This window comes from Dethiobacter alkaliphilus AHT 1, from assembly GCF_000174415.1.
In the GTDB taxonomy this organism is placed as follows: domain Bacteria; phylum Bacillota; class Dethiobacteria; order Dethiobacterales; family Dethiobacteraceae; genus Dethiobacter; species Dethiobacter alkaliphilus.
The window spans coordinates 153,566-175,021 of sequence record NZ_ACJM01000004.1 but is presented as its reverse complement, the minus strand read 5'-3'; the positions used below and the strand labels follow the sequence as shown (position 1 = coordinate 175,021).

23 protein-coding genes and 2 tRNA genes are annotated in these 21,456 nt (G+C 51.6%); all 25 read left to right on the top strand.

The features are described from left to right. Positions 1–113 precede the first annotated feature (113 nt). The 25 genes from DEALDRAFT_RS05330 to DEALDRAFT_RS05210 all read left to right on the top strand — a co-directional run bounded on the left by DEALDRAFT_RS05330 (position 114) and on the right by DEALDRAFT_RS05210 (position 21,440). Positions 114–557 carry a hypothetical protein gene (locus DEALDRAFT_RS05330; RefSeq protein ID WP_008515565.1) on the top strand — a complete coding sequence of 148 codons (444 nt, stop codon included), beginning with the start codon at positions 114–116 and terminating at the stop codon, positions 555–557. Between the two features lie 120 nt (positions 558–677). Then, complete coding sequence (locus DEALDRAFT_RS05325; protein ID WP_008515563.1) at positions 678–1,280, top strand: DUF3786 domain-containing protein; 603 nt, start codon at positions 678–680, stop codon at positions 1,278–1,280. A 12-nt stretch (positions 1,281–1,292) separates the two neighbouring features. Continuing rightward, complete coding sequence (locus DEALDRAFT_RS05320; protein WP_008515562.1) at positions 1,293–2,201, top strand: aspartate carbamoyltransferase catalytic subunit; 909 nt, start codon at positions 1,293–1,295, stop codon at positions 2,199–2,201. Between the two features lie 25 nt (positions 2,202–2,226). Next, the gene (locus DEALDRAFT_RS05315; protein WP_243441139.1) at positions 2,227–3,507 is read left to right on the top strand and encodes a dihydroorotase; all 1,281 of its coding nucleotides are present in this window, start codon (positions 2,227–2,229) and stop codon (positions 3,505–3,507) included. 1 nt (position 3,508) lies between these two features. Beyond that, positions 3,509–4,270 (top strand): dihydroorotate dehydrogenase electron transfer subunit, encoded by a 762-nt coding sequence (locus tag DEALDRAFT_RS05310; protein ID WP_008515559.1) that lies wholly within the window; start codon positions 3,509–3,511, stop codon positions 4,268–4,270. Then, positions 4,263–5,213 (top strand): dihydroorotate dehydrogenase, encoded by a 951-nt coding sequence (locus DEALDRAFT_RS05305; RefSeq protein ID WP_008515556.1) that lies wholly within the window; start codon positions 4,263–4,265, stop codon positions 5,211–5,213. Before DEALDRAFT_RS05310 ends, DEALDRAFT_RS05305 begins: the two co-directional genes overlap by 8 nt. Continuing rightward, positions 5,198–5,905, top strand: a complete 708-nt coding sequence (gene pyrF / locus DEALDRAFT_RS05300) for an orotidine-5'-phosphate decarboxylase (protein WP_008515555.1) — start codon at positions 5,198–5,200, stop codon at positions 5,903–5,905. The genes DEALDRAFT_RS05305 and pyrF overlap by 16 nt, the downstream gene beginning before the upstream one ends. A 14-nt stretch (positions 5,906–5,919) precedes the next feature. Then, positions 5,920–6,495, top strand: coding sequence for an orotate phosphoribosyltransferase (gene pyrE, locus DEALDRAFT_RS05295; RefSeq protein ID WP_008515553.1), 576 nt, complete (start codon positions 5,920–5,922; stop codon positions 6,493–6,495). A gap of 315 nt (positions 6,496–6,810) precedes the next feature. Further along, the gene (locus tag DEALDRAFT_RS05290) at positions 6,811–7,245 is read left to right on the top strand and encodes a BlaI/MecI/CopY family transcriptional regulator (protein WP_008515552.1); all 435 of its coding nucleotides are present in this window, start codon (positions 6,811–6,813) and stop codon (positions 7,243–7,245) included. Then, on the top strand, positions 7,235–8,203 hold the full coding sequence (locus tag DEALDRAFT_RS05285) for a M56 family metallopeptidase (protein WP_040378484.1): 969 nt from the start codon (positions 7,235–7,237) through the stop codon (positions 8,201–8,203). The genes DEALDRAFT_RS05290 and DEALDRAFT_RS05285 overlap by 11 nt, the downstream gene beginning before the upstream one ends. Positions 8,204–8,395: 192 nt before the next feature. Then, entirely contained in the window at positions 8,396–8,983 is a 588-nt protein-coding gene (locus DEALDRAFT_RS05280) for a Fe-S-containing protein (RefSeq protein ID WP_008515550.1), read from the top strand. Between the two features lie 24 nt (positions 8,984–9,007). Further along, positions 9,008–9,466, top strand: a complete 459-nt coding sequence (locus DEALDRAFT_RS16705; protein ID WP_008515549.1) for a hypothetical protein — start codon at positions 9,008–9,010, stop codon at positions 9,464–9,466. A gap of 21 nt (positions 9,467–9,487) precedes the next feature. Continuing rightward, positions 9,488–10,687, top strand: a complete 1,200-nt coding sequence (locus DEALDRAFT_RS05270; protein ID WP_008515548.1) for an ABC transporter permease — start codon at positions 9,488–9,490, stop codon at positions 10,685–10,687. Between the two features lie 24 nt (positions 10,688–10,711). After that, complete coding sequence (locus DEALDRAFT_RS05265; protein WP_008515546.1) at positions 10,712–11,428, top strand: ABC transporter ATP-binding protein; 717 nt, start codon at positions 10,712–10,714, stop codon at positions 11,426–11,428. A gap of 12 nt (positions 11,429–11,440) precedes the next feature. Next, entirely contained in the window at positions 11,441–12,700 is a 1,260-nt protein-coding gene (locus DEALDRAFT_RS15900; protein ID WP_008515545.1) for an ABC transporter permease, read from the top strand. A gap of 98 nt (positions 12,701–12,798) precedes the next feature. Next, positions 12,799–13,995, top strand: a complete 1,197-nt coding sequence (locus DEALDRAFT_RS05255) for an ABC transporter permease (protein WP_008515542.1) — start codon at positions 12,799–12,801, stop codon at positions 13,993–13,995. A 258-nt stretch (positions 13,996–14,253) separates the two neighbouring features. Beyond that, positions 14,254–15,606 carry a DNA repair protein RadA gene (radA, locus tag DEALDRAFT_RS05250; protein WP_040378482.1) on the top strand — a complete coding sequence of 451 codons (1,353 nt, stop codon included), beginning with the start codon at positions 14,254–14,256 and terminating at the stop codon, positions 15,604–15,606. Between the two features lie 20 nt (positions 15,607–15,626). Further along, entirely contained in the window at positions 15,627–16,697 is a 1,071-nt protein-coding gene (gene disA / locus DEALDRAFT_RS05245) for a DNA integrity scanning diadenylate cyclase DisA (protein WP_008515537.1), read from the top strand. 40 nt (positions 16,698–16,737) lie between these two features. Beyond that, complete coding sequence (locus DEALDRAFT_RS05240) at positions 16,738–17,268, top strand: DUF2179 domain-containing protein (RefSeq protein ID WP_008515534.1); 531 nt, start codon at positions 16,738–16,740, stop codon at positions 17,266–17,268. A 76-nt stretch (positions 17,269–17,344) separates the two neighbouring features. Beyond that, positions 17,345–18,346 carry a GerMN domain-containing protein gene (locus DEALDRAFT_RS05235; protein WP_008515533.1) on the top strand — a complete coding sequence of 334 codons (1,002 nt, stop codon included), beginning with the start codon at positions 17,345–17,347 and terminating at the stop codon, positions 18,344–18,346. A gap of 72 nt (positions 18,347–18,418) precedes the next feature. Beyond that, positions 18,419–19,138, top strand: a complete 720-nt coding sequence (gene rph, locus DEALDRAFT_RS05230; protein WP_008515532.1) for a ribonuclease PH — start codon at positions 18,419–18,421, stop codon at positions 19,136–19,138. After that, complete coding sequence (locus DEALDRAFT_RS05225; RefSeq protein ID WP_008515531.1) at positions 19,135–19,737, top strand: XTP/dITP diphosphatase; 603 nt, start codon at positions 19,135–19,137, stop codon at positions 19,735–19,737. The genes rph and DEALDRAFT_RS05225 overlap by 4 nt, the downstream gene beginning before the upstream one ends. Positions 19,738–19,795: 58 nt before the next feature. Then, positions 19,796–19,872 (top strand) — tRNA-Pro (locus DEALDRAFT_RS05220). 27 nt (positions 19,873–19,899) lie between these two features. Further along, positions 19,900–19,973, top strand: a tRNA-Gly gene (locus DEALDRAFT_RS05215). A 171-nt stretch (positions 19,974–20,144) separates the two neighbouring features. Beyond that, positions 20,145–21,440 carry an L-lactate MFS transporter gene (locus DEALDRAFT_RS05210; protein ID WP_008515530.1) on the top strand — a complete coding sequence of 432 codons (1,296 nt, stop codon included), beginning with the start codon at positions 20,145–20,147 and terminating at the stop codon, positions 21,438–21,440. Positions 21,441–21,456 lie beyond the last annotated feature (16 nt).

Below are 21,456 nucleotides of genomic sequence, written 5' to 3'. Positions count from 1 at the left end.
CAGCTTGCTGCGGCAGGCTGGTTTTTTGCTTCCTTTTCCATGGCATGCCAGGGCATAATTTAGCGGGTTTGAGACAAAACTGAAGGTGTAAGCTTTAACGAAAGGGCGATAACATGACTGTCTACTCTTTTACTTATACTCTGCACCATGTGCTGGTGCTTAAGCTTTTTGCCACCTTTACCTTTGACCGGCCCCGTACGCTGCACAACTTCTTGTTTTTGGCTAGCGCCGCATCCAGTCCTGTGGAGAGGCCCGGCATTCGTTATGATTTTTACAAAGGGTCCAGCGGCGTTTATAGCTTTGAAGTGCAGAGCATTGTGGCTGATTTAAGGAAGAATAAAATGGTCCTGCCGGATCGCCTGGCGCTGACCAGGGAAGGCCGTGATTTTTACTACCAGGTGGCATCACTTTTGCGTTATGAAAAGTTTCCCGACCATTGTATGAAGCTGGCTCTCCGCTATGATGACAATCTATGGCGTGTCAACCATGAAGTCATGTTTCATCCACTTTTCCGCAAAGGAAAAACAGGCCGGAAGATTGTCCTGCCTGTGGCTTGACACTAAGACGCCTGCAGGCGTCTTTTTCTTTGCTTTGCGGCACGGCGGTTTTGGGGGAAAAAAAGGAAAACAGTCTGAATATGACGAACTAGTAACGGAATCTTAAAGATGGAGGCATTTATGCAGTACAAACAGGCTTATTTTGACGCGTTGCGTGATTTTGCGGCAAAGGATCCGGCGGTTATGGCCGATTTGGCCGGAGGCCGGTGTATAGAGGACGGGCGTGCTATTATTATTGATTATCTGGGACAGCACTGCACTGTGACCCATCCGGAGGGAGAAGTAACTGTCAGAGACTGGCCGCCCCTGCCCCATGAGGAACTGATAATTATTTTGCAGTATCTGGCCGGTGCAAGCGGTTTGCCCTGTCGGGAGCAGTGGTTATCTTTTCTGGAGCTGCCCGGGGGACCGCATCACTTTGCACCATTTCAGCAGGAGGCCATTTTCCCGCTGGCCAAAGCGTTAGGTGATGATTCTGAAAAGTTTTTGCAGGCTGCGGAAACATTGGGAGCCACGAAAACGGATCTGGGCCATGTCGGAGCCATAATTCCCGCCTTCCCCCGCCTGCCCTTAGCCTTTATGATCTGGCTGGGGGATGATGAATTTCCCGCCAAAGCCAATATTTTATTTGACGCTTCATCGCCCACATATCTGCCCACAGCTTCATTGTATATGCTGGGTATTGCTGTGTCTAAACGACTACTGGCCGCTGCCGGTTGTTAGCGGAGGTTAAATATGATTAATCATTTTCTCAGCACTTATCAGATGTCGCAGCAGGAAATACATGATTTGTTGAATGCAGCACAGCATTACCATGGTATAAATAACGGGGGCACCTTGCTGCCTCTGGATACTTTGCGTGGTAAAATGGTGGGTCTGCTGTTTTTTGAACCCAGTACCCGGACAAAGAGTTCCTTTGAGCGTGCCGCTAAAAACCTGGGAGCAGAAGTGGTTGAACTGCAAACTGCGTCCAGCAGTCTGGTCAAAGGTGAAAGTGTGCTGGATACTGCCAGAACACTGCAGGCCATGGGTATCAGTGCTCTGGTGGTGCGCCATGCTTCTTCGGGAATCCCGGAGTTTTTGGCCCAAAAGTTGGACATCCCGGTCATCAATGCCGGTGACGGCTGGCATCAGCATCCTACCCAGGCGATGTTGGATTTATTGACTATCCGGCAGGAATATGATACTTTGGCCGGCCGCAAAGTGCTGTTTGTGGGAGATATCCGGCACAGCCGGGTTGCCCGGTCCAATCTGTTTGCCATGCAGGCCATGGGCCTGAAAGTGCAGATGGCAGGCCCCCCTACCCTGGTGCCGCCGGAAATGTCGGCATTAGGAGCGGAGTTGGTGGCCGATGTGGATCTGGCGCTGGCAGAAGCGGATGTTGTCTATTTGCTGCGTATCCAGTGGGAACGTCAGCAAGGCGGCCTGCTGCCTTCCCTGGCAGAATATGCTGATTATTACGGGATTAATAACAGGCGGTTGGAACTTATGAAAAAAGAGGCCATTATTATGCACCCCGGACCAGTGAATGTGGGCGTGGAGCTGTCTGCGGCAGCTTATGATTCCCCACGTTCCCGGATTATCAAACAGATTAACAACGGTGTGGCGGTAAGAATGGCGGTATTGGACCGTGTGTTAACCTGAATAAAATGAGGTGAATGGGTTGGAAATGGTTATTCGCGGGGGCACAGTGGTAGACCCCTCCCAGAATATAGACGGTATTTTTGATGTGCTGGTGGCAGAGGGCAAAATTGCCCGGATTGCCCAAAACATCGAGGCGGAGGGCCGGGAAATCATTGATGCCGCCGGCAAAGTGGTGGTGCCCGGGTTTATTGATTTACATACCCACCTGCGCCAGCCCGGTGGTGAGGCCAAGGAGACAGTACTTACCGGCAGCCGCGCAGCTGCAGCGGGAGGGTACACCGGCATCACCGCCTTACCAAACACTAGGCCGGTGATAGATAATGCGCAAATGGTTGCCCGGCAGAATGAGCTGGCGGCCAAAGCCAATCTGGTACGTGTGTGGCCTGTGGGAGCTGTTACCAAAGGATCCGAAGGCAACGAACTGGCAGAAATCGGCGGCATGGTAAAGCAGGGTGCCCGGGCTGTCACAGATGATGGTCGGGGTGTTCCAGATGCCCGGCTGCTGAGAAATGCCATGTTATACTGCCGAGAGTTGGATATCCCCCTTTTTGAACACTGCGAAGAAGAGGCGTTGGCCGGAAACGGTCAGCTTCATGAAGGCGTGGTGTCGGCGCGCCTTGGTTTGCAGGGAATGCCTGCGGCGGCAGAAACTGTTATGCTGGCCCGTGATTTAGTGCTGGCCAAAGAAACGGGCTGCCGCATCCACATTATGCATGTGTCCTGTGCCGAAGCGGTGGAGCTGATCCGCAAGGCGAAAAAAGAAGGTATCCCGGTTACAGCGGAGGTGACACCGCATCATTTGCTGCTTACTGATGAAGCGGTAGAAGGATACAATACCAATGCCAAAATGAAGCCACCGCTGCGGACGGCAGAAGATGTGGCGGCAGTGAGGAAGGGCTTGGCCGACGGCACCATTGATGCGGTGGGTACAGACCATGCTCCGCATACCGAGAGCGAGAAAGCAAATGATTTTATCTCAGCCCCCTTTGGCATTGTGGGCCTGGAAACGGCGTTTCCTCTTTTGTATACCCATCTGGTCCGCCCGGGAGTTATCTCGCTTTCGCAATTGGTGGAGCGCATGTCGTGGCGCCCGGCGGCCATTCTTGGCGTTCCCCACGGAACACTGAAGCCCGGCGGCGCTGCAGATCTGGCCATAATTGATACCCAACAAGAGCAGATTATAGAGAAAGAACGGTTTTATTCCAAAGGAAAAAACACGCCTTTTGACCGCTGGCCGGTGACCGGCATTCCTGTTCTCACCATGGTGGCGGGTACAGTGGTAATGCGGGATGGAAAGGTTGAGTAATATGACGAAAAAAATGTCGTTGGAGATTATCAGCCACCAGCAGGTGGGCAGTCAGGTCCGCCGTCTGGTGCTTAGGGGTAAAACCGGTGCCAGGCCGGGCCAGTTTGTTCAGGTGGCGGTGGGAGAGACCCATGATCCCTACCTGCGGCGGCCCATCAGCGTCCATGACTGTTCAGAAGACAGCCTGACACTTCTGTACCGGGCAGCCGGACGGGGTACCACTCTTTTGTCTGCCAAAAACGCGGGAGATACCGTGGATATTGTAGGGCCTTTAGGTAATGGCTTTCCACACCACAAGGGCCCTGCTGTGGTGGTGGCGGGCGGCATAGGTGCCGCACCGCTTTATTACCTGCTGCGCTCTCTGCGGGAGGCGGGGCAGGATGTTTATTTCTTTTACGGTGCCAGGACTAAAGATGAGCTGGTAATGCAGAAAGATTACGAAAACCTGGTAAGTGAATATGCTGAAGCCACCGATGATGGTTCCGCAGGTTACCATGGTTTTGTTACCGAGTTGGCCCAAAAGGCCATTGCCCAGCGCGAGGCCCATGTATTTGCCTGCGGCCCGGAGGGAATGCTCCGTCAGGTAAGTGCCATTGCCGCCCGGTATAACCGAACCTGCTATGTATCGCTGGAGGCCCGGATGGCTTGTGGTGTGGGTGCCTGCCTGGGCTGTGTCGTCCCGGTGGGAACCTCTGGAGAATATAAGCGGGTTTGTGTGGACGGCCCGGTTTTTGCCGGTAGGGAGGTGTTTGCCAATGCCTGATTTAACGGTAAAGATTGGCCAATTGACTTTAAAAAACCCGGTAATGCCTGCTTCCGGATGCTTTGGCTACGGAGAAGAGTATGCGCCCTTTTTTGACCTTGCCAGGCTGGGTGCCATTGTAGTTAAAGGGACAACTGCCGAGCCCTGTGCAGGTAATCCGCCGGTGCGGCTGGCGGAAACTCCCGCCGGGATGTTAAATGCCATTGGCCTGCAAAATCCCGGAGTAAAGGCTGCCAAAGAAAAAATCCGGGCGCTTGAGAACGTTGGTGCGCCGGTAATAGTTAATGTGGCCGGTCACAGCGTGGAGCAGTACCGGGCGGTTATCGCGGTGTTGGAAGAGGTGGAAGCGGCCGCCGCTTATGAAATAAATATCTCCTGTCCCAATGTAAAGGCCGGCGGCATGGCCTTTGGTACCGATCCTGCAGTGGTGTCCGCCCTGGTAAAAGAGTTGCGGTCTTTAACGGATAAAACGCTGATTATAAAACTGTCTCCCAATGTTACCGATATTGCCGGTATCGCCAAAGCGGCAGAAGAAGGGGGCGCCGATGCCCTTTCCCTGATTAATACCTTGTTGGGAATGGCCATTGATACGCATACAAAGCGCCCTGTGCTGGCCAATTTAACCGGTGGGTTATCAGGCCCTGCAGTAAAGCCGGTGGCATTGCGTATGGTCTGGCAGGTAACGGAAGCGGTTAATATTCCCGTTATCGGCATGGGAGGCATAAGCAGCGCCCAGGATGCGGTGGAGTTTTTGCTGGCCGGAGCAACGGCTGTGGCCATCGGCGCTGCCAATTTTGTTAATCCCACCGTCTGTCCGGAAACGGTGCAGGGAATCCACAGGTACTTAGAGGAAGAGGGATATTCCTCGGTACAGGAAATTGTGGGACTGGCTAAAAAAGAATGGCAAAAAACAGGAGATGAGTGCGGATGCGTGAAAAAATAATTGTGGCCCTTGATGTGGATACACAGCAGGAAGCACTGGCGTTGACCACCGCTCTGCGGGATCATGTGGGCGCTTTTAAAGTGGGACTGCAGCTGTATAATAATACCGGCCCCGGCATTGTAAAAACAATAGCTGACGCCGGCGGCAAGGTTTTTTTGGATTTGAAGTTTCATGACATTCCCAACACCGCCGCCCGTGCTGCGGAAGCGGTGGTGGGGCTGGGTGCTTTTATGTTTAACGTCCACGCCTCCGGCGGCAAAAAAATGATGGCTGATACCGCAGCAGCGGCAAAAAAGCGTGCTGAAAAACTGGGCATACCGGCACCACTGTTAATCGGTGTTACCGTCCTCACCTCCATGTCGGAGGAGGAGCTGCAGGATGAACTGGGTGTTACCCGCAGCCTGCCGGAACATGTGGGGGCCTTAGCTCGGCAATGCCAGCAAGCGGGCTTAGACGGCGTAGTGGCTTCAGCCAGAGAAATACCCTGGATCAGAAAAGCCTGCGGCGAAGATTTCGTGATTGTAACACCGGGTATTAGGCCCGCCTGGGCTGCCGGTGATGACCAAAGCAGAATTGTGACGCCAAAGGATGCGCTAAAGCAGGGTGCCGACTATCTTGTGGTGGGCCGCCCGCTGACCAAGGCTGAAGACCCGGCAGAAGCGGCCAAAAGGCTGCTGGCGGAAATTGAGTAGAGAGGATTGGTAATATGCTTACAAGGGAACGGGTTTTGGAGATTTTTAAAAAAGCCGATGTTTTACTGGAAGGACATTTTCAGCTCACCTCGGGCCGGCACAGTAACCGTTATCTGCAGTGCGCCCGTGTTTTTCAATATCCGGAATTTGCCCAGGAACTTTGCGCAGCACTGGCAAAGCAGTTTGAGGATAAAGACGTTGATGTGGTTGTGGGGCCTGCACTGGGCGGTGTGGTCATGGCTTATGAGACGGCCCGGGCCATGAAAACCCGCGGACTTTTTGTGGAGCGGGATAAAGAAGGCACCATGACTTTACGCCGTGGTTTTGTTATTCAGCCCGGTGAGCGTGTTTTGGTGGTGGAAGATGTGGTGACCACCGGAGGTTCGGTTCGGGAAGCAATTGAGGTAATTAAGGACTTAGGCGGAGAAGTAATCGGTGTGGGCTCCATCGTGGACCGCAGCGCAGGCCAAGCTGATTTTGGTGTCCCCTACGCTTCCCTGATTCAGGTCGCTGTAGAATCATTTGACCCCACAGACTGCCCACTCTGCAAAGAAGGAACCCCCGCCGTCAAACCCGGCAGCCGAAAATAATGGGACACGGGGACAGGTTCCTTGTCCCAAAATTCGTCCACGCTGAAAAGAGAAGGGACATTAAGATATGAGTTGCATTTTATAGAATTTATAGAAAAGTGAAAGCCCTTCAATGGTGAAGGGCTTTTCTGTGCATAAGCACTTTTTTCCAAAATGGGACAGTTGACCTGTCCCCGTGTCCCAGGCCTGCCTGTCCTCGCAGAGGGTCCCCGTGTCCCATTGGTGCTTTGGATTACACAAGTGAAAAAAACAACTATTGTCTGTAGTAGATGCATGGGGTATAATCAGAACATGAGGAAAAGGAGGTGGCAAAGGATGAAGAAGCTGCCCGTAGATTTTAAGCCAGGTATGCAGGGTTTAAACAAAATCCTGGGTAACCTGGAAAGCGAAATTATGGACATTATCTGGCGCAAAGACTGTGAAGTTTGTGTGCGGGATGTTTTTGAAGATTTGGCTGCTCGCCGTAAAATTGCCTATACTACGGTGATGACCATCATGGGGCGCTTGTCCGACAAGAAAATACTGGAGAAGCGCAAGCAGGGCAATACCTCGTTTTTTATACCGGCAATGAGCCGGGATGAGTTTACCCAGGGTGTGGTGGGCAACGTATTGGACAGCTTGCTGGAGGATTTTGCCGATGCAACGCTGGCCCATTTTATGACCCGTGTAAAAAGCGACGACCGGGAAACCATAGAAAAACTGGAAAAGTTATTGGCGGCACACAAGGATGGTGACGCTGATGCCGACTAGCCTGCATACTTTTTTCGTGTATGTGTTTTTTGGCTATTTCTTTATCTTTCCGTTGGTATATCTCTGTCTGAAGGTTTTTGAGATTACCCATCCAAAACAGCGGATGAGTATGTATATGGTGGCTTTAATCGTGCCTTTTGCTGCCTTTTTCCTATATCATACAGTTTTAACTACCCAGTGCCGTACCGGTTATTATCCTGCAGGCCCATTCTGGCAGCTGTTTGATCTGTTCTGCCGGGCAGGTGACATGGCAATACGTTTTTTGGGTCCGATATTGGTGCTGTTAATTGTTTTAGGGCTACTAAAAGCTGCGGGAAGTACTCTTTATCTTGGGAGGCTGCATGCCAGTGCCCTTAACCCCTCCGCGGAGCAGAGCTTACGGGTGGATACCATTATGAAAAAATATTGCGACCGGTGGCAAATGAGTGTGCCCAAAGTTGTTTTCACCGGGCGGAAAGGGTTTGTGGCCTTTGCCGGCGGACTGTTTCGGCCCGTGGTGGTAGTCAGCCTGCCACTGTTGGAGCAATTATCCGATACAGAGATTGAAGGAGTATTGTTGCACGAATTAATTCATGTCCGTCGTGGTGATACCTTAAGCGGATGGCTCTTTCATTTGGCCCGGGATTTAATGTTTTTCAGTCCATTTAGCACCATTTTGCTGGATCGCTATCTGTTGGAGCGGGAACGGTTGTGTGACCAGGAAGCGGTGGCAGCTATGGGCCGTACCAAAACTTATGCCGCCACACTTTTGAAGTCCTGGCGTATTGTTGTGGAGCAAAAGGATGTAAGTCCCGGTGTGGCTGCAGGATTTGTGGGAAAGAAGCAGCATATGGAAGAGCGTATCCACAGCTTACTAGCTGCAGATGTAGTGGAGAATAAACTTCCACAAGTGTTATTTCTCACTTTAATGTTTTCAGTAACAACATTTACCGTTCTATATCTTGGGTATATTTGTTAACAATTTTGTCGTAAAAACAGGGGGGAACCCCCTCCTGTTTTTACAAATTTCTTACCTGACTGTGAAAGCTTCCATAAGTCTTATGGAATTGTTCACAAAACTGTCAAACTTATGCATTGTATTTGTTTTTCACAAGCCTTATAATAAAAACAACTACTACAGACCTTAGTAGGTCAAGGGAGGAAGCTTAACGTGTCTAAGAAAAAAGTTGGCAAGAAAGAACAGTTTACCCAGCCGCAAAAGAGCAAAACGCCCATGATTGTCGGTGTTTTGGTGGCAGTGGCGGCAGTGATTTTTATTGCCACCCAGTTTATTGGTGGTGGAGACGACCGTAACATTGAGTACTTTGGCGAACCGGTGGCAGAACCACGCTCTTATATTGGACAGTTTATCGGAATGACCACAGTGGAGCCGATCTTTGAAGACGGCCAGATTAAAATTTCTTTTGATGAAGTGAACCAAAATAATATTGTGTATTTTGAAGGTGAAAACGAACTGGGAGAGATGGTGCCTATCATGGCCTATATTACCCCCACAGGCCGTTTGTTTGTGGGAAGCAGTATGTGTGAGCCCTGCAGAGGAACCACATACTCCCTGGCCGGTGAAACCATTGTGTGCGGCAATTGCCAGACCACATTCACCATTGAGGACCATGAATTTATTGCCGGTGTGCAGGCTTGCGGTCAATATCCGCCCACCGATATGTACCCGGTTATTGAAGACGGCTTGATTATTATTGATGAGCAGGAAGTGCTGGACTGGAGAATCCGCGCTCTGTAAGTTTTAAAAAGTGAGGTGCAGGTAGTGGCAAAAGACATTATTTCTGAAGAGGAATGGGATTTTGGAGAAGAGCAGCGGCCTACGCGGCCGCCTAAGCCCCCCAAGCGCTCCTCCAACGGCGGAGGGGGAGGCGGCGGCACCAAGGATTATGTCATCGTGGCTCTCATTGCCATAATTGCGGTGATGGGTATAAATAACTTTATCTATGCCCGCACAGGAGGAGATGCCGGTTTTGCCGGTGGCGGCGGCTGCTGTGGCGGCGGCGCCGGCGGTGGAGCCGCTGTGGGTGGTGCACCGGCCAACGCCGCTGAGTTAGAGCAGCTAGGCCTTAATTTCTACTTTGAACAAACAGGCGATGAGGATGTGGATAGCCTCCGGGTCGATGTGCAGGAATTTGGCTGTCATCAGGAGATCTTTATCTATAAAGATGGTCAGCAGGTAATGCGAATCGGACATTCTCGTGGCCAGTTATACCTAATGTAGCCAAGCGACAGGGGTGAACATATGAATATTTTTCAAATTGCCGTCAACAATTTGAAGCGCCGCAAGATGAAAATGCTATTTCTGATGTTGGGACTGGTGGTGGGTGTGGCCACGGTGGTGGCCATGCTCAGCATAGTGGAAGCCATGCGACTGGAGCTTGGCGACCGCATTGATGAGTTTGGTGCCAATGCAGTAATTATGCCTCGCTCTGAAGGGGTGGAGCTGGATTATGGCGGCACCATGGTTTCCGGTGTGACTTTTGATATGGAAACTCTTACCGAAGATGATATCCCTAAGATATATGAATCTTCGGTGGTAGACTATGTGAATATTGTATCTCCCAAACTGGTGGGTGCTGTCCAGGCTGAAGGACAAAACGGTTTGATTGTAGGTGTGGATACCAAGAGGGAATTTACCCAAAAACCCTGGTTCTCCCTGCAGTCCCAGGATGGTGTGGGCCGGGGAGAGAGCGTAGGAGAGCTGGCTCTGTTGGATGTGCCGGAAGATGGAATTATTCTGGGCTCTTCCGCCGCCAGGGTTCTGGACAAGAATGCCGGTGACAGACTGGAGATCAATGAAGAGACATTCACTGTTTTTGGGGTTCTTGCCCCTATGGGCACGGAGGAAGACGGCTTGATTTACGCCAATTTGCCTGTGGTGCAAGGATTATTGGGACGACCCGGCGAACTGACTATGATAGAAGTTTCCGCCTATTGTAACTTCTGCCCCATTGAAGAGGTTGTAATCGGTCTTTCCGACGCATTGCCCAACGCCAACGTAATCGCACTGCGGCAGGCGGCCCAGTTCCGTTATCAGACCATTGATCAGTTTACTGCCTTTGGTTATGCTCTTTCCGGTGTGGTTTTGTTAATTGCCGCACTAGTGGTACTGACAACCATGCTGTCTTCGGTTAATGAAAGGACACGGGAAATCGGTATTTTCAGAGCCATTGGCTTCAGGCGGGCTCATGTGATGGAAATTGTTTATCTGGAAGCGGGAATGGTAAGCATTTTGGGCGGGTTGGCCGGCTATTTATTAGGCAGCGCCGCCGCCAGTGTGGCCGGACCGTTTTTGGCGCAAATCCAGGGCAGTGTCCCACTTCGTTATGATTTGATTCTGCCGGCTATTCTTTTATCGGCTGTATTGGCCCTTTTGGCCAGCACCTACCCTGCGCTTAAGGCTGCCAAGCTGGATCCGGCAGAAGCGCTGCGCTTTATCTAGCTGAACCAATGAGGAGGAATTGACATGAGTGATATCATGATTTCCATGAAAGATTTGACTAAAACCTATAAATCAATGGGCGATGAAGTGCACGCACTGCGCGGTGTGACGTTGGATATCTTCAGTGGGGAATCGGTGGCGGTAATGGGCCACTCCGGCTCAGGTAAAAGTACGCTGCTCTCTATTTTGGGTGGGCTGAACCCGCCCACAACGGGAACCATGGAGATTGACGGCATTGATTTATATCAGCTTTCATCGGAAAAACGGGCTGATTTCCGCCGCGAGTATCTGGGCTTTGTGTTTCAGCAGTTTCAGTTGATTCCCTATCTGACCGCTGCAGAGAACGTAATGCTGCCCCTTACCACAACCAGTCATCCCAACAAAGTTAAACGGGAAATGGCAGAAAACGTTCTTTGCCGGGTGGGCCTGGCCGGTAAAATGAACCGCTTGCCCAACCAGATGTCCGGCGGTGAGCAGGAGCGGGTGGCCATTGCCCGGGCCATCGTCAATGAGCCGCCGGTGGTATTAGCCGACGAGCCCACAGGAAGCCTGGATACCAAAACCGGTGATGAAATCATGGCTTTGTTTCAAAAACTAAACGACGACGGGCTCACTGTACTGATGGTGACCCATAATCCGGACAACACCAAATATATGGGACGTACGATCCTGATGAAGGACGGAGAGATCTGCACCGATAAAGCGGAGATTTTGCAGCTGGTTTCCGGCCACAAAGGGTAATGGAGGGATAATATGCAGCTTTACCATATTGCTATAAATAACCTCCGCCGCCGCAAGGCTAAAATGGTGTTTGTGCTGCTGGGCCTGGTGATCGGCATTGCCACCATGGTATCTGTTTACAGCGTGGTGGAAACCATGCAGGTGGAAATGACACGGCAGGTATCAGAATTTGGGGCCAATGTGGTTATTACCCCCGATGCGGGAGAACTCACTTTCTCCTATGGCGGTATAACCCTGCCGGCAGCCATGTTTGATGTGGAGGTATTGACTCTTGAGGATGTGGAAGCCATCGACGGCGTGTCTTCCCGGGATATGCTCCGGGCTGTTGCGCCAAAATTGTTAGGAGTAGCTACCACAGAAGCTGAACAGAACCTCATTGTGGTGGGCGCCGTTTTGCAGCAGGAATTTATGGTAAAACCATGGTTGCGCCTGCGCAGTGAAGATGAAATGATGGAAGATGCCACCGAGGTAATGGTGGGTGAAGACGGTGAAGTGATGGAGTTTGAGCGGCTGGATCTGGCCCGGGAAGATCTGGACAGACTGGTTCTCAGCGACAGCGAACTTATGCTTGGCTCCACCCTGGCAGCAAACCTGGGAGTGATGGAAGGTGATTATCTGACCCTCTCCGGCACAGATTTTCAGGTGTTTGCCGTGTTGGAGGACAGCGGTTCCGCCGAAGATGAACAGATTTTTATGAACATCAGTGCGGCTCAGTCACTGCTTGAGCGCCCCGGTGAAGTGACACTGATTGAAATGGCCGCCGATTATACGCTGGGTTCGGAAGAGGCGCTTTTATCTCAGCTAAATGACGCCCTGCCCCACGCAGAGATTACCAGCCTGCGGCAGGAAGCGCTGCGGCGGGATGAAATGTTAACGCGCCTGGTACGTTTTGGCATGTCCGTATCGGTGTTGATTCTATTGGTGGGCCTGTTGGTAGTGGCTCTGACCATGTCCGGTGCAGTACGGGAGCGGACCAGGGAAATCGGAGTGTTTCGCGCCATAGGTTTCCGCAAGTCCCATGTAACAAAAATTATTCTGCTGGAAGGGGTCCTCATCAGTGTGGTGGGAGGAATCCTGGGCTATCTGGCCGGTATGTCGGTGGCACGCTACGCCGGCCCTCTGCTGGCCAACATGGACATTCAGGTTCCCTGGCGCTTGGATATGTTTCTCTTGGCCATATTCCTGGCAGTGGTAATCGGCCTTTTGGCCAGTATCTACCCAGCCCGTCAGGCCTCTCAGCTTGACCCGGTGGAAGCACTGCGTTTCATTTAGTGAAATAGATTTACACCTTCTGGCAACAGAAGGTGTTTTCTTTTATTAGCTGCCATGCTACAATGAAGTGAAGTTATTCACATCCGGAGGCAGCAGATATGGATTTATACACCATTGCCTTTAGCAACCTGAAAAGGCGGAAAGTAAAAGCGTTACTTGTGGCTTTGGGCCTCATTATCGGAGTAGCCTCGGTGGTTGCTCTTTTGAGCATAGTGGAGGCTATGCGGCTGGAGTTAGGGGACAGGCTGGACGAGTTTGGTGCTAATATTGTCATCCTGCCTCAGGCGGAAGGGACCCAGCTCACCTACGGCGGCGTACATACGGTGGATGTGTCCTACAATACAGAAAGTCTCACTGAAGACGATTTGCCCAAAATCGACACCATTCCGGAACGTAAAAGCATTAATATTATTCAGCCCAAGTTGGTGGGTGCGGTGGAAGCAGGCGACAAGCCGGCACTGCTGGTGGGTGGTGATATCAGTCAGGAAGCGACCCTTAAGCCTTGGTTTTCCCTGGCAGAGTATGCCGGTGCGCCGGAAGAACCGGTCCCGGATTTGGCTTTTTGGGAGCTTCCCGAAGACGGAGTTTTGCTGGGGTCCGCCACAGCCCGGGCTTTGGAAAAGAGTGCCGGGGATACTATTTTGCTAAATGATAAACAGTTTATGGTTTACGGTGTGTTTAACCAGACCGGTGGACAGGAGGACGGTCTGATTTTTACCGCATTACCCACTGCCCAGCGTCTATTGGGCCGGCCCGGGCAGTTATCCATGATTGAAATTGCCGCCTACTGCAATTTCTGTCCGGTGGAGGAAGCGGTGGCTCAGCTCTCCGATGTCCTGCCCAATGCCCGGGTTACAGCGCTGCGGCAGGCGGCGTTGATTAGGGAAGAGACCATCGACCGCTTTTATTCTTTCGGACTGATACTAAGCAGTGTGATTCTTTTTGTTACGGTGTTGACCGTGCTTGTTACCACCCTGACTTCCGTTAATGACCGTACCAGGGAAATCGGGATTTTCCGGGCCATCGGGTTTCGCAGCTCTCACGTGGCAGCCATTGTGGTGCTGGAGGCGGTTCTCATCAGCTTTCTGGCCGGTGCGGTGGGGTATATAGCCGGTTTGGCCCTGGCCCGCCTGTTTGGTCCCTTTTTGGCGGGAATGCAGGTCACAATAGACTGGAACTCCCAGACACTGGCCATGTCTGTGCTGCTGTCGGCGGCGCTGGCGGCAGTATCAAGTCTGTATCCGGCGGTGAAAGCGGCCCGGTTGGATCCGGCTGAAGCACTACGCTTTTTTTAAAAAGTAAAAAACACCTTTTGCGGGAACACTAAGCAAGAGGTGTTTTGTTTTATACTGGAAATTATAACGCTTCGCCGTTTGCGAAGTAGCTAAGGTAACCAGTATTGAAAAGCTGTTGAAGGAATTGAATAAGCGTACCTTTCTTAAGCGAAAATACAGGTATTTAGTTGGTTCAAATGTTATACTTTGTCTGTAACCCTTGACGTGGTGCCATAAATCAAATACTCTAAACAGAGAAAGGTATCGGGGTGAGGCGTCTTGTCAAGGGGAAAAACGGTGTTTTTTTGTACACAATGCGGGTATGAATCTCCCAAATGGCTGGGAAAGTGTCCCGGGTGCGGAGAATGGAATCAAATGGCTGAGGAATTACGCTCACAGGCTAAAGGCTCTACCCGCAAGGGAACGCAGGCCAAAGCGCAGTCCCTGAGCAGTGTAAGTGATATGGCGGAATCGGCACGGATATCCACCGGCAGTATTGAACTGGACCGCGTTTTGGGCGGAGGGATGGTGCCCGGTTCCCTGGTATTGATCGGCGGGGACCCCGGTATCGGTAAGTCCACTTTGGTATTGCAGGCCGCCCGCGGGTTGGGGACGGCAGGAAAGAAGGTTCTGTATGTGGCCGGCGAAGAGTCTCCGGCACAGCTGCAAATGCGCGCCAGACGCCTGGGGGTAAACAGTGATATTCTTATTCTGGCGGAAACAGACATGACGGCCATTGAGGAGCAGGTGCTTGCCATCCGTCCCGACGTGGTCATTGTGGATTCCATACAGACGGTCTACAGGCCGGAACTCACCTCTGCTGCCGGCAGTGTGAGCCAGCTTAAGGAGGCAACCGCCACCTGGATGCGGCTGGCAAAAAATGAAAACATTGCGGTGATGATTATCGGTCATGTAACAAAGGAAGGGCAGATTGCCGGACCCAGGCTTTTAGAGCATATGGTGGACTGCGTCCTGTACTTTGAAGGAGACCGGCAGCATCTTTACCGCATTCTAAGGGCGGTTAAAAATCGCTTTGGATCCACCCACGAGATAGGTCTGTTTACCATGGAAACCTCCGGCTTAAAAGAGGTGGCCAATCCTTCGGAATGGCTTCTTTCACAGCGCCCGGCCAATGCGCCCGGTTCGGTGGTGACTGCCTCCATGGAGGGGACCCGCCCGCTTCTGGTAGAAATACAGGCTCTGGTGACGCCAAGCCGCTACGGCGGCAATTCCCGGCGCATGGCCACAGGAGTGGATTTAAACCGGGTTTCCCTGATACTGGCGGTGCTGGAGCGACATATTGGTTTGCAGATTCTGGACTACGATGTCTTTGTCAATGCTGCCGGAGGTGTACGCCTTTTGGAGCCGGCAGTGGACTTGGCGGTGGCGGCCAGCTTGCTCAGTTCATTTCGCGACCGGCCCGTTGCCGCAGATACTCTGTTTGTCGGTGAAGTTGGCCTGGCAGGTGAAGTGCGCGGTGTTCCCCATTTGGAACAAAGGCTGCATGAAGGTGCCCGGTTGGGCTTTAAGCGGGCGGTGGTGCCCAAATATAATGTGTCGGGATTGCGTGATGGTGCCGGCATGGAACTTGTTTCTGTATCCACACTGGATCAGGCTTGCTCTGCAGTTTAAAATGGACTGGGGGGATGGCGATGGCCAAAAAAAAGGAAGAAAACCGAGTTCTAAAAAAAACCCTGCGGCGGCTGTCTCCGGGGACGCCTGTTCGGGAAGCTCTGGAGAATATTCTGGGGGCAAGAACCGGTGCTCTGATTGTGATGGGATGGAGCCCACGTATCGAAGCGATGATGGAGGGCGGGTTCAGGCTGGACGTGGAGCTTACCCCGGCCCGGCTTTATGAGTTGGCAAAGCTGGATGGCGCCATCATTCTCTGTTCGCAATGTAAAAAAATCTTGTTTGCCAATGCTCAGTTAAATCCCGATCCTGCCATTCCCTCACAGGAAACCGGTATCCGGCATCGTATTGCCGAGCGGGTGGCTAAGCAGACTGAAGAGGTGGTAATCTCCATTTCACAGCGGCGCAGCATCATTACCGTTTATCAGGGTGCAGTACGCTATGCGCTGCGGGATGTGAGCGTTATTATCAACAAAGCAAATCAGGCGCTGCAAACTCTGGAAAAGTACCGTAATGTCCTGCGTCAGACCCTGGTTTCTTTAAGTGCTTTGGAATTTGAAGATTTGGCCAGTTTTAATGATGTGTTTCTTGTACTGCGCCGGGTGGAAATGGTGCTGCGGGTGGCGGAAATGATTGAGCGCTACATTGTGGAATTGGGTACAGAGGGGCGTCTCATTGAGATGCAGTTGGAAGAGCTTTTAAGTAATGTGGAAGAGGAAGCGCTGTTATTGGTGCGTGATTATGCCGCTGATGGTATTGAACCGGAAAAAGTATTGGAGCAATTGCGCCGTGATTTGTCCAATGCTTTGTCCGACAACAACGCGCTGGCGAAAATGCTTGGTCACAGTGGCCCTGCTATTCTGGAAACGGCCGCATCTCCACGGGGCTATCGTATTCTTGATAAGATTCCCCGCCTGCCCATGCCGGTAATCGAAAACCTGGTGGAGCAGTTTGGTACTCTGCAGGGAGTACTGCGGGCCGGTGAGGAAGTGCTTGATGAGGTGGAAGGCATTGGGGAAGCCCGTGCCAGAAACATCCGCAGCGGCCTTGGACGTTTGCGTGAGCAGATATTTATTGAACGGCATCTTTAAGCTTAGGTGATGAGGAGGAAACTTTTTTTCGGTTGGTGATATGATGTTTTTGATTTTGCTTTTGGACTATGCGTTTATCTTTCTGGCCCGGGTCCTTGATATGACGCTGGCCACTGTACGTATTCTGATGGTGATGCGGGGCAAGCCCGGCAGCGCCGCCGGCATAGGTTTTTTTGAATCAATTATTTATATCCTGGCACTGGCCAGGGTAATCGACACTCTGGATAATCCCACCCGCCTGATAGTTTATGCTCTGGGTTTTGCCGCAGGTAATTATGCCGGCACTAAAATCGAAGAAAGGCTGGCGCTGGGCTTTTCCACTGCCCAGGTAATTTCCCGCGAGAATGCCGAAGAGCTGACTGAAAAATTGCGGGAAAACGGCTTTGGTGTGACAGTTTTAGAAGGGTGCGGCCGGGAAGGATCGCACCAATTGTTGCATGTGTTGCTGAAGCGCAAGGATATCCCCGTCCTGATGTCTATTATCCGTGATACCGATGAGCATGCCTTTGTCAGTGTTTTTGACACCAGAAAAATTTTAGGCGGTTATTTCAGAAAGATTAAGTCTAAATAGCCTTCCCGCATAGTTTGGCATATCTTTCCTCACCTGCTCATACCATGATTGTATAAAATGGTACGGGGGGAAAGAAATGCGCAAAACAACCTGCTTGCTTGCAATACTGATATTGTTGTTTTTGAGTGGCTGTGGTTTACTGGATCGGGATACCCAGGAGAATGTAGTGCCCCCGGAAAACGGGGACGAGCTTATAGACCCGGACCGGGAATTGCGGGAAACGGTTTTTTACCTGCCGGCACAAGAAGGCCAGGTCCTGGTACCGGTGCGTATCGGAATTCCCTGGGAAGAAGGGATAGCCAAAGCTACTTTACTGTACACGCGTGAAGGTAATCTCCCTGCACCCATTGCCAATCTGGGCCTGGTACCGCTTTTGCCTGCCGGAACCCAGGTTTTGGGGCTTACCATTCGGGACGGACTGGCCAGGGTGGACTTCAGCGAGGAATTTTTGCAGTACAATCCGGAACTTGAACGGCAGATTATCAGCGGCATTGTTTTTACTTTGACCGAGTTTCCCACCATTCATGAAGTGGAAATTATGGTGGAGGGAAAGGTACCCGCATTTCACGGCAGCCTGACGGCCGCAGAGCCCTTTGATCGTGATTTGGGGCTTAACCTGGAAATATCACCCGAGGTGGATGATTTTGCCGACACAAAACAGATTTTATTGTATTTTCTTTATCCGGTGGGTGAAAATGCCTTTTATGTGCCGGTTACACGGATTGTGGAAAAAACAGATAATCCCCTGCAGGACGTGGTGCAGGAACTGATAAAAGGGCCGGGCCCCGGCAGCCCGCTGTTTTCCGCACTGCCAAAAGATCTGGAGCTGCAAAGTGTATCAACGGAGGGTGATCAGGTCACCATACTTGTGAGCGGTGATTTCGCTGCGGTGGGCGGCGGCCAGTTGGCTGCAGACCGTATCCGGCATCAGGTTGCCTTGACTTTAACAGAGATTTCCGGAGTAATGGATATTTCCCTTTTGTCCGACGGAGAACCGCCGCAATTTCCCGCCGGTATCCACTTTCCGGAAACGTTTGGCCGGCCCAAACAGTGGAATACAGCGGTGGGTACCCAGTAGTTGAACTTAGCTGTCTTTGCGGCTATAATAAAAGTCGTGCAATGAAATGAACCAATATTTGGAGGGCTAGATATGCGAGTGGACGGCAGGCGAACCGATGAAATGCGGCCGCTGAAAATAACACCTGAATTTTTAAAATACCCGGAAGGATCAGTCCTGATTGAAGTTGGAGATACGCGGGTTATCTGTACCGCCTCAGTGGAAGAAAAAGTGCCACCGTTTCTGCGTGGTGAAAATAAGGGTTGGGTTACCGCCGAATATGCCATGCTGCCGCGGGCCACACAGATCCGCACCATGCGTGAACGGGGTAAAATTTCCGGGCGCAGCTCAGAAATTCAACGCCTGATAGGGCGGGCCCTGCGTTCTGTGGTGGATTTAAAGGCGCTGGGAGAACGCACAGTTTGGGTTGACTGCGACGTGGTCCAGGCTGATGGCGGCACCAGAACTGCTGCCATCAGCGGCTCTTTTGTGGCTCTGTATCTGGCATTATCCAAGCTGGTAGCCGCCGGGACTCTTTCTGAAGTTCCTGTTACAGACTATTTGGCCGCCACCAGTATCGGCATCGTGGATGACAAGCTGATGCTGGATTTGGCTTTCTCCGAAGACAGCAAGGCCGATGTGGACATGAATGTGGTTATGACCGGCAGCGGCAACATTGTGGAAGTACAGGGGACAGCAGAAGGCGCAGCATTTTCCAGGCAGGCCATGGATGAAATGATGGATTTGGCTGCCAAAGGCATAGATGAAATTGTGGATTATCAAAAAAGGCTTCTGCTGGGAGGGCTCAAATGAAGCTGATAATTGCCAGTAGAAATGAAGGGAAGCTGCGGGAATTTGCCCAATTGTTGGCCGACTCGCCACTGGAGCCGGTTTCCCTTTCTGCTTACCCTAATTTGCCGGAAATAGAAGAAACGGGCAGCACTTTTAGAGAGAATGCCGCCCTTAAGGCGGAAACTGTGGCGCGCCTTACCGGAGAGTGGGCGCTGGCCGATGATTCCGGCCTGGAAGTGGACGCTTTAGGTGGCGAACCCGGAGTCTATTCAGCGCGTTATGCCGGTGAAGGGCAGGGTGATGAAGCCAATAATAAAAAATTACTGGACAAGCTGGCAGATGTGCCGGAAGAAAAGCGCACAGCACGGTTTCGGGCGGTTATTGCCATTGCCCGCCCGGGCAAAGATACCCAATTTGCCGAGGGGGCGGTGGAGGGCATAATAGCTTTTTCCCCACAGGGCAGCGGCGGTTTTGGTTATGACCCATTATTTTTGGTGCCCCACACCGGAAAAACCTTTGCCCAAATGACAGGGGAAGAAAAAAACCGCATCAGTCATCGGGCAAGGGCTATGGAACAAGCCATGAAGATTCTTAAACAAATAGCTTCAGAGGGCCAATGATAAAAATTTCCTTTGACAAACATCTCCCTTTTTGTTATACTGATTTTTGCCACATGTTCGGGGCGTAGCGCAGTTTGGTAGCGCACTTGGTTTGGGACCAAGGGGCCGCAGGTTCGAATCCTGTCGCCCCGACCATTTCAATACAATAGATTTTGGTAGCATGCGGGTGTAGCTCAATGGTAGAGCCCCAGCCTTCCAAGCTGGTCACGTGGGTTCGATTCCCATCACCCGCTCCATTTCTACTTAAGTTTATAGCAGTGGCTTTTAGGATTTTAAGGCCACCCCAAGGGGTGGCTTTTTGCATGCACGGAAAATTGACAGAATTTTTTGCTTGTTGAGTTAATTGTGTCACTTATAGAGAGAGAACTTATAATCCACACAATACATAAAACGAAAGGGAGAGATCAATGTCAGAGTTGAATCAGAAAAAGGGTTGGGTCGTTGCTTTTGCCGGTTTCGGGTCTAACCTCAGTCTGGGAGTGCTTTATTCCTGGGGAATGTTTGCCGAGGCCCTGCAGTCCAATTATGGTTGGACCGCCACCCAAACGCAGATTCCGTACATGGTGGCCTGTGCTATGTTTGCCCTGTTAATGGTGCCTGGAGGAAGATTGCAGGACAAGTTGGGCCCTAAGCCGGTAATCTTAACTGCCGCCGTTTTAACGGCCATAGGTTTTCTGATGTCCGGCTTGATACTGACTGTAGCCGGGTTATCAATTTTCTTTGGTATGCTGTTTGGAGCCGCCATCGGTTTTGGTTATGCTACCACCACTCCTACGGCCATCAAGTGGTTTGGCGCACATAAGCGTGGCCTGATTTCCGGGATTGTGGTAAGCGGTTTTGGCATAGCCAGCGTTTATGCCGCTCCGCTGGCCGGATACCTGATTGAGCAATTCGGACTTACTTCTACCTTTTATATCCTGGGAGCCATTTTTAGTATTGCCTTATTTGTGTTTTCCCGTTTTATGGCCAACCCTCCCGCAGACTACGTGCCGCAACAGCCGCCTACCCTGGTAAAGGGCACAAAGAAAACAACCTGTGCCGAAGCAAATTATGAATGGAAAGAGATGGTCCGTACTCCTCAGTTTTACAGCCTGTGGCTCATGTTCTGTTTTGGTGCTTTAGCCGGGCTGTTGATTATCGGTCAGCTGAGAAGTATCGGTATTGAGCAGGCGTCCCTGACTCCGCAGTGGGCTACAGCGTTGGTGGTATTCTTCGCTGTCTGTAATTCCCTTGGCCGTATTTGCTGTGGGTTTATCTCCGATAAGCTGGACAGGAGAATGACGGTGGTTTCCATTTTTATGATTCAGGTTTTCACTTTCAGCTTCTTTTCCGGTTTTACCACACCCTTTACACTGTTTGCCGGAACAGCTGTGGTGGCCTTCGCCTACGGCGGGATGCTCAGCCTGTTTCCCTCCATCACCTGCGACTATTTTGGTGTTAAAAACTTAGGCCTGAACTATGGCCTGGTGTTTACCGCCTGGGGTGCCGGCGGTGTATTCGGTCCGTTGCTGGGCGGCGTGGTCCGTGATGTTACCGGGACATATAATATCAGCTACATCGTTGCTGTGGCTCTCAGTGCAGTAGGGATTTTGCTGGCGCTCACCACCAAAGCACCATCGGAGAGAAAGGTTTTGGTTTCCTCATCCAGTGTCTGTCCTGCCTGTGGAGAGAATATTTTCGAGGCCGGCGGCAAGGCAGGCTAAATCTAGTAGCAGAGCT

Coding starts and splice junctions, on each gene's coding strand:
- disA (WP_008515537.1), top strand. CDS start 15,627: ATGGCCAAAAAAAAGGAAGAAAACCGAGTTCTAAAAAAAACCCTGCGG.
- DEALDRAFT_RS05235 (WP_008515533.1), top strand. CDS start 17,345: ATGCGCAAAACAACCTGCTTGCTTGCAATACTGATATTGTTGTTTTTG.
- DEALDRAFT_RS05320 (WP_008515562.1), top strand. CDS start 1,293: ATGATTAATCATTTTCTCAGCACTTATCAGATGTCGCAGCAGGAAATA.
- DEALDRAFT_RS05225 (WP_008515531.1), top strand. CDS start 19,135: ATGAAGCTGATAATTGCCAGTAGAAATGAAGGGAAGCTGCGGGAATTT.
- pyrE (WP_008515553.1), top strand. CDS start 5,920: ATGCTTACAAGGGAACGGGTTTTGGAGATTTTTAAAAAAGCCGATGTT.
- DEALDRAFT_RS05270 (WP_008515548.1), top strand. CDS start 9,488: ATGAATATTTTTCAAATTGCCGTCAACAATTTGAAGCGCCGCAAGATG.
- DEALDRAFT_RS05310 (WP_008515559.1), top strand. CDS start 3,509: ATGACGAAAAAAATGTCGTTGGAGATTATCAGCCACCAGCAGGTGGGC.
- DEALDRAFT_RS05255 (WP_008515542.1), top strand. CDS start 12,799: ATGGATTTATACACCATTGCCTTTAGCAACCTGAAAAGGCGGAAAGTA.
- DEALDRAFT_RS05290 (WP_008515552.1), top strand. CDS start 6,811: ATGAAGAAGCTGCCCGTAGATTTTAAGCCAGGTATGCAGGGTTTAAAC.
- DEALDRAFT_RS05265 (WP_008515546.1), top strand. CDS start 10,712: ATGAGTGATATCATGATTTCCATGAAAGATTTGACTAAAACCTATAAA.
- pyrF (WP_008515555.1), top strand. CDS start 5,198: ATGCGTGAAAAAATAATTGTGGCCCTTGATGTGGATACACAGCAGGAA.
- DEALDRAFT_RS05210 (WP_008515530.1), top strand. CDS start 20,145: ATGTCAGAGTTGAATCAGAAAAAGGGTTGGGTCGTTGCTTTTGCCGGT.
- DEALDRAFT_RS05315 (WP_243441139.1), top strand. CDS start 2,227: ATGGTTATTCGCGGGGGCACAGTGGTAGACCCCTCCCAGAATATAGAC.
- DEALDRAFT_RS05325 (WP_008515563.1), top strand. CDS start 678: ATGCAGTACAAACAGGCTTATTTTGACGCGTTGCGTGATTTTGCGGCA.
- DEALDRAFT_RS05305 (WP_008515556.1), top strand. CDS start 4,263: ATGCCTGATTTAACGGTAAAGATTGGCCAATTGACTTTAAAAAACCCG.
- DEALDRAFT_RS05285 (WP_040378484.1), top strand. CDS start 7,235: ATGCCGACTAGCCTGCATACTTTTTTCGTGTATGTGTTTTTTGGCTAT.
- DEALDRAFT_RS05240 (WP_008515534.1), top strand. CDS start 16,738: ATGATGTTTTTGATTTTGCTTTTGGACTATGCGTTTATCTTTCTGGCC.
- rph (WP_008515532.1), top strand. CDS start 18,419: ATGCGAGTGGACGGCAGGCGAACCGATGAAATGCGGCCGCTGAAAATA.
- DEALDRAFT_RS05330 (WP_008515565.1), top strand. CDS start 114: ATGACTGTCTACTCTTTTACTTATACTCTGCACCATGTGCTGGTGCTT.
- DEALDRAFT_RS15900 (WP_008515545.1), top strand. CDS start 11,441: ATGCAGCTTTACCATATTGCTATAAATAACCTCCGCCGCCGCAAGGCT.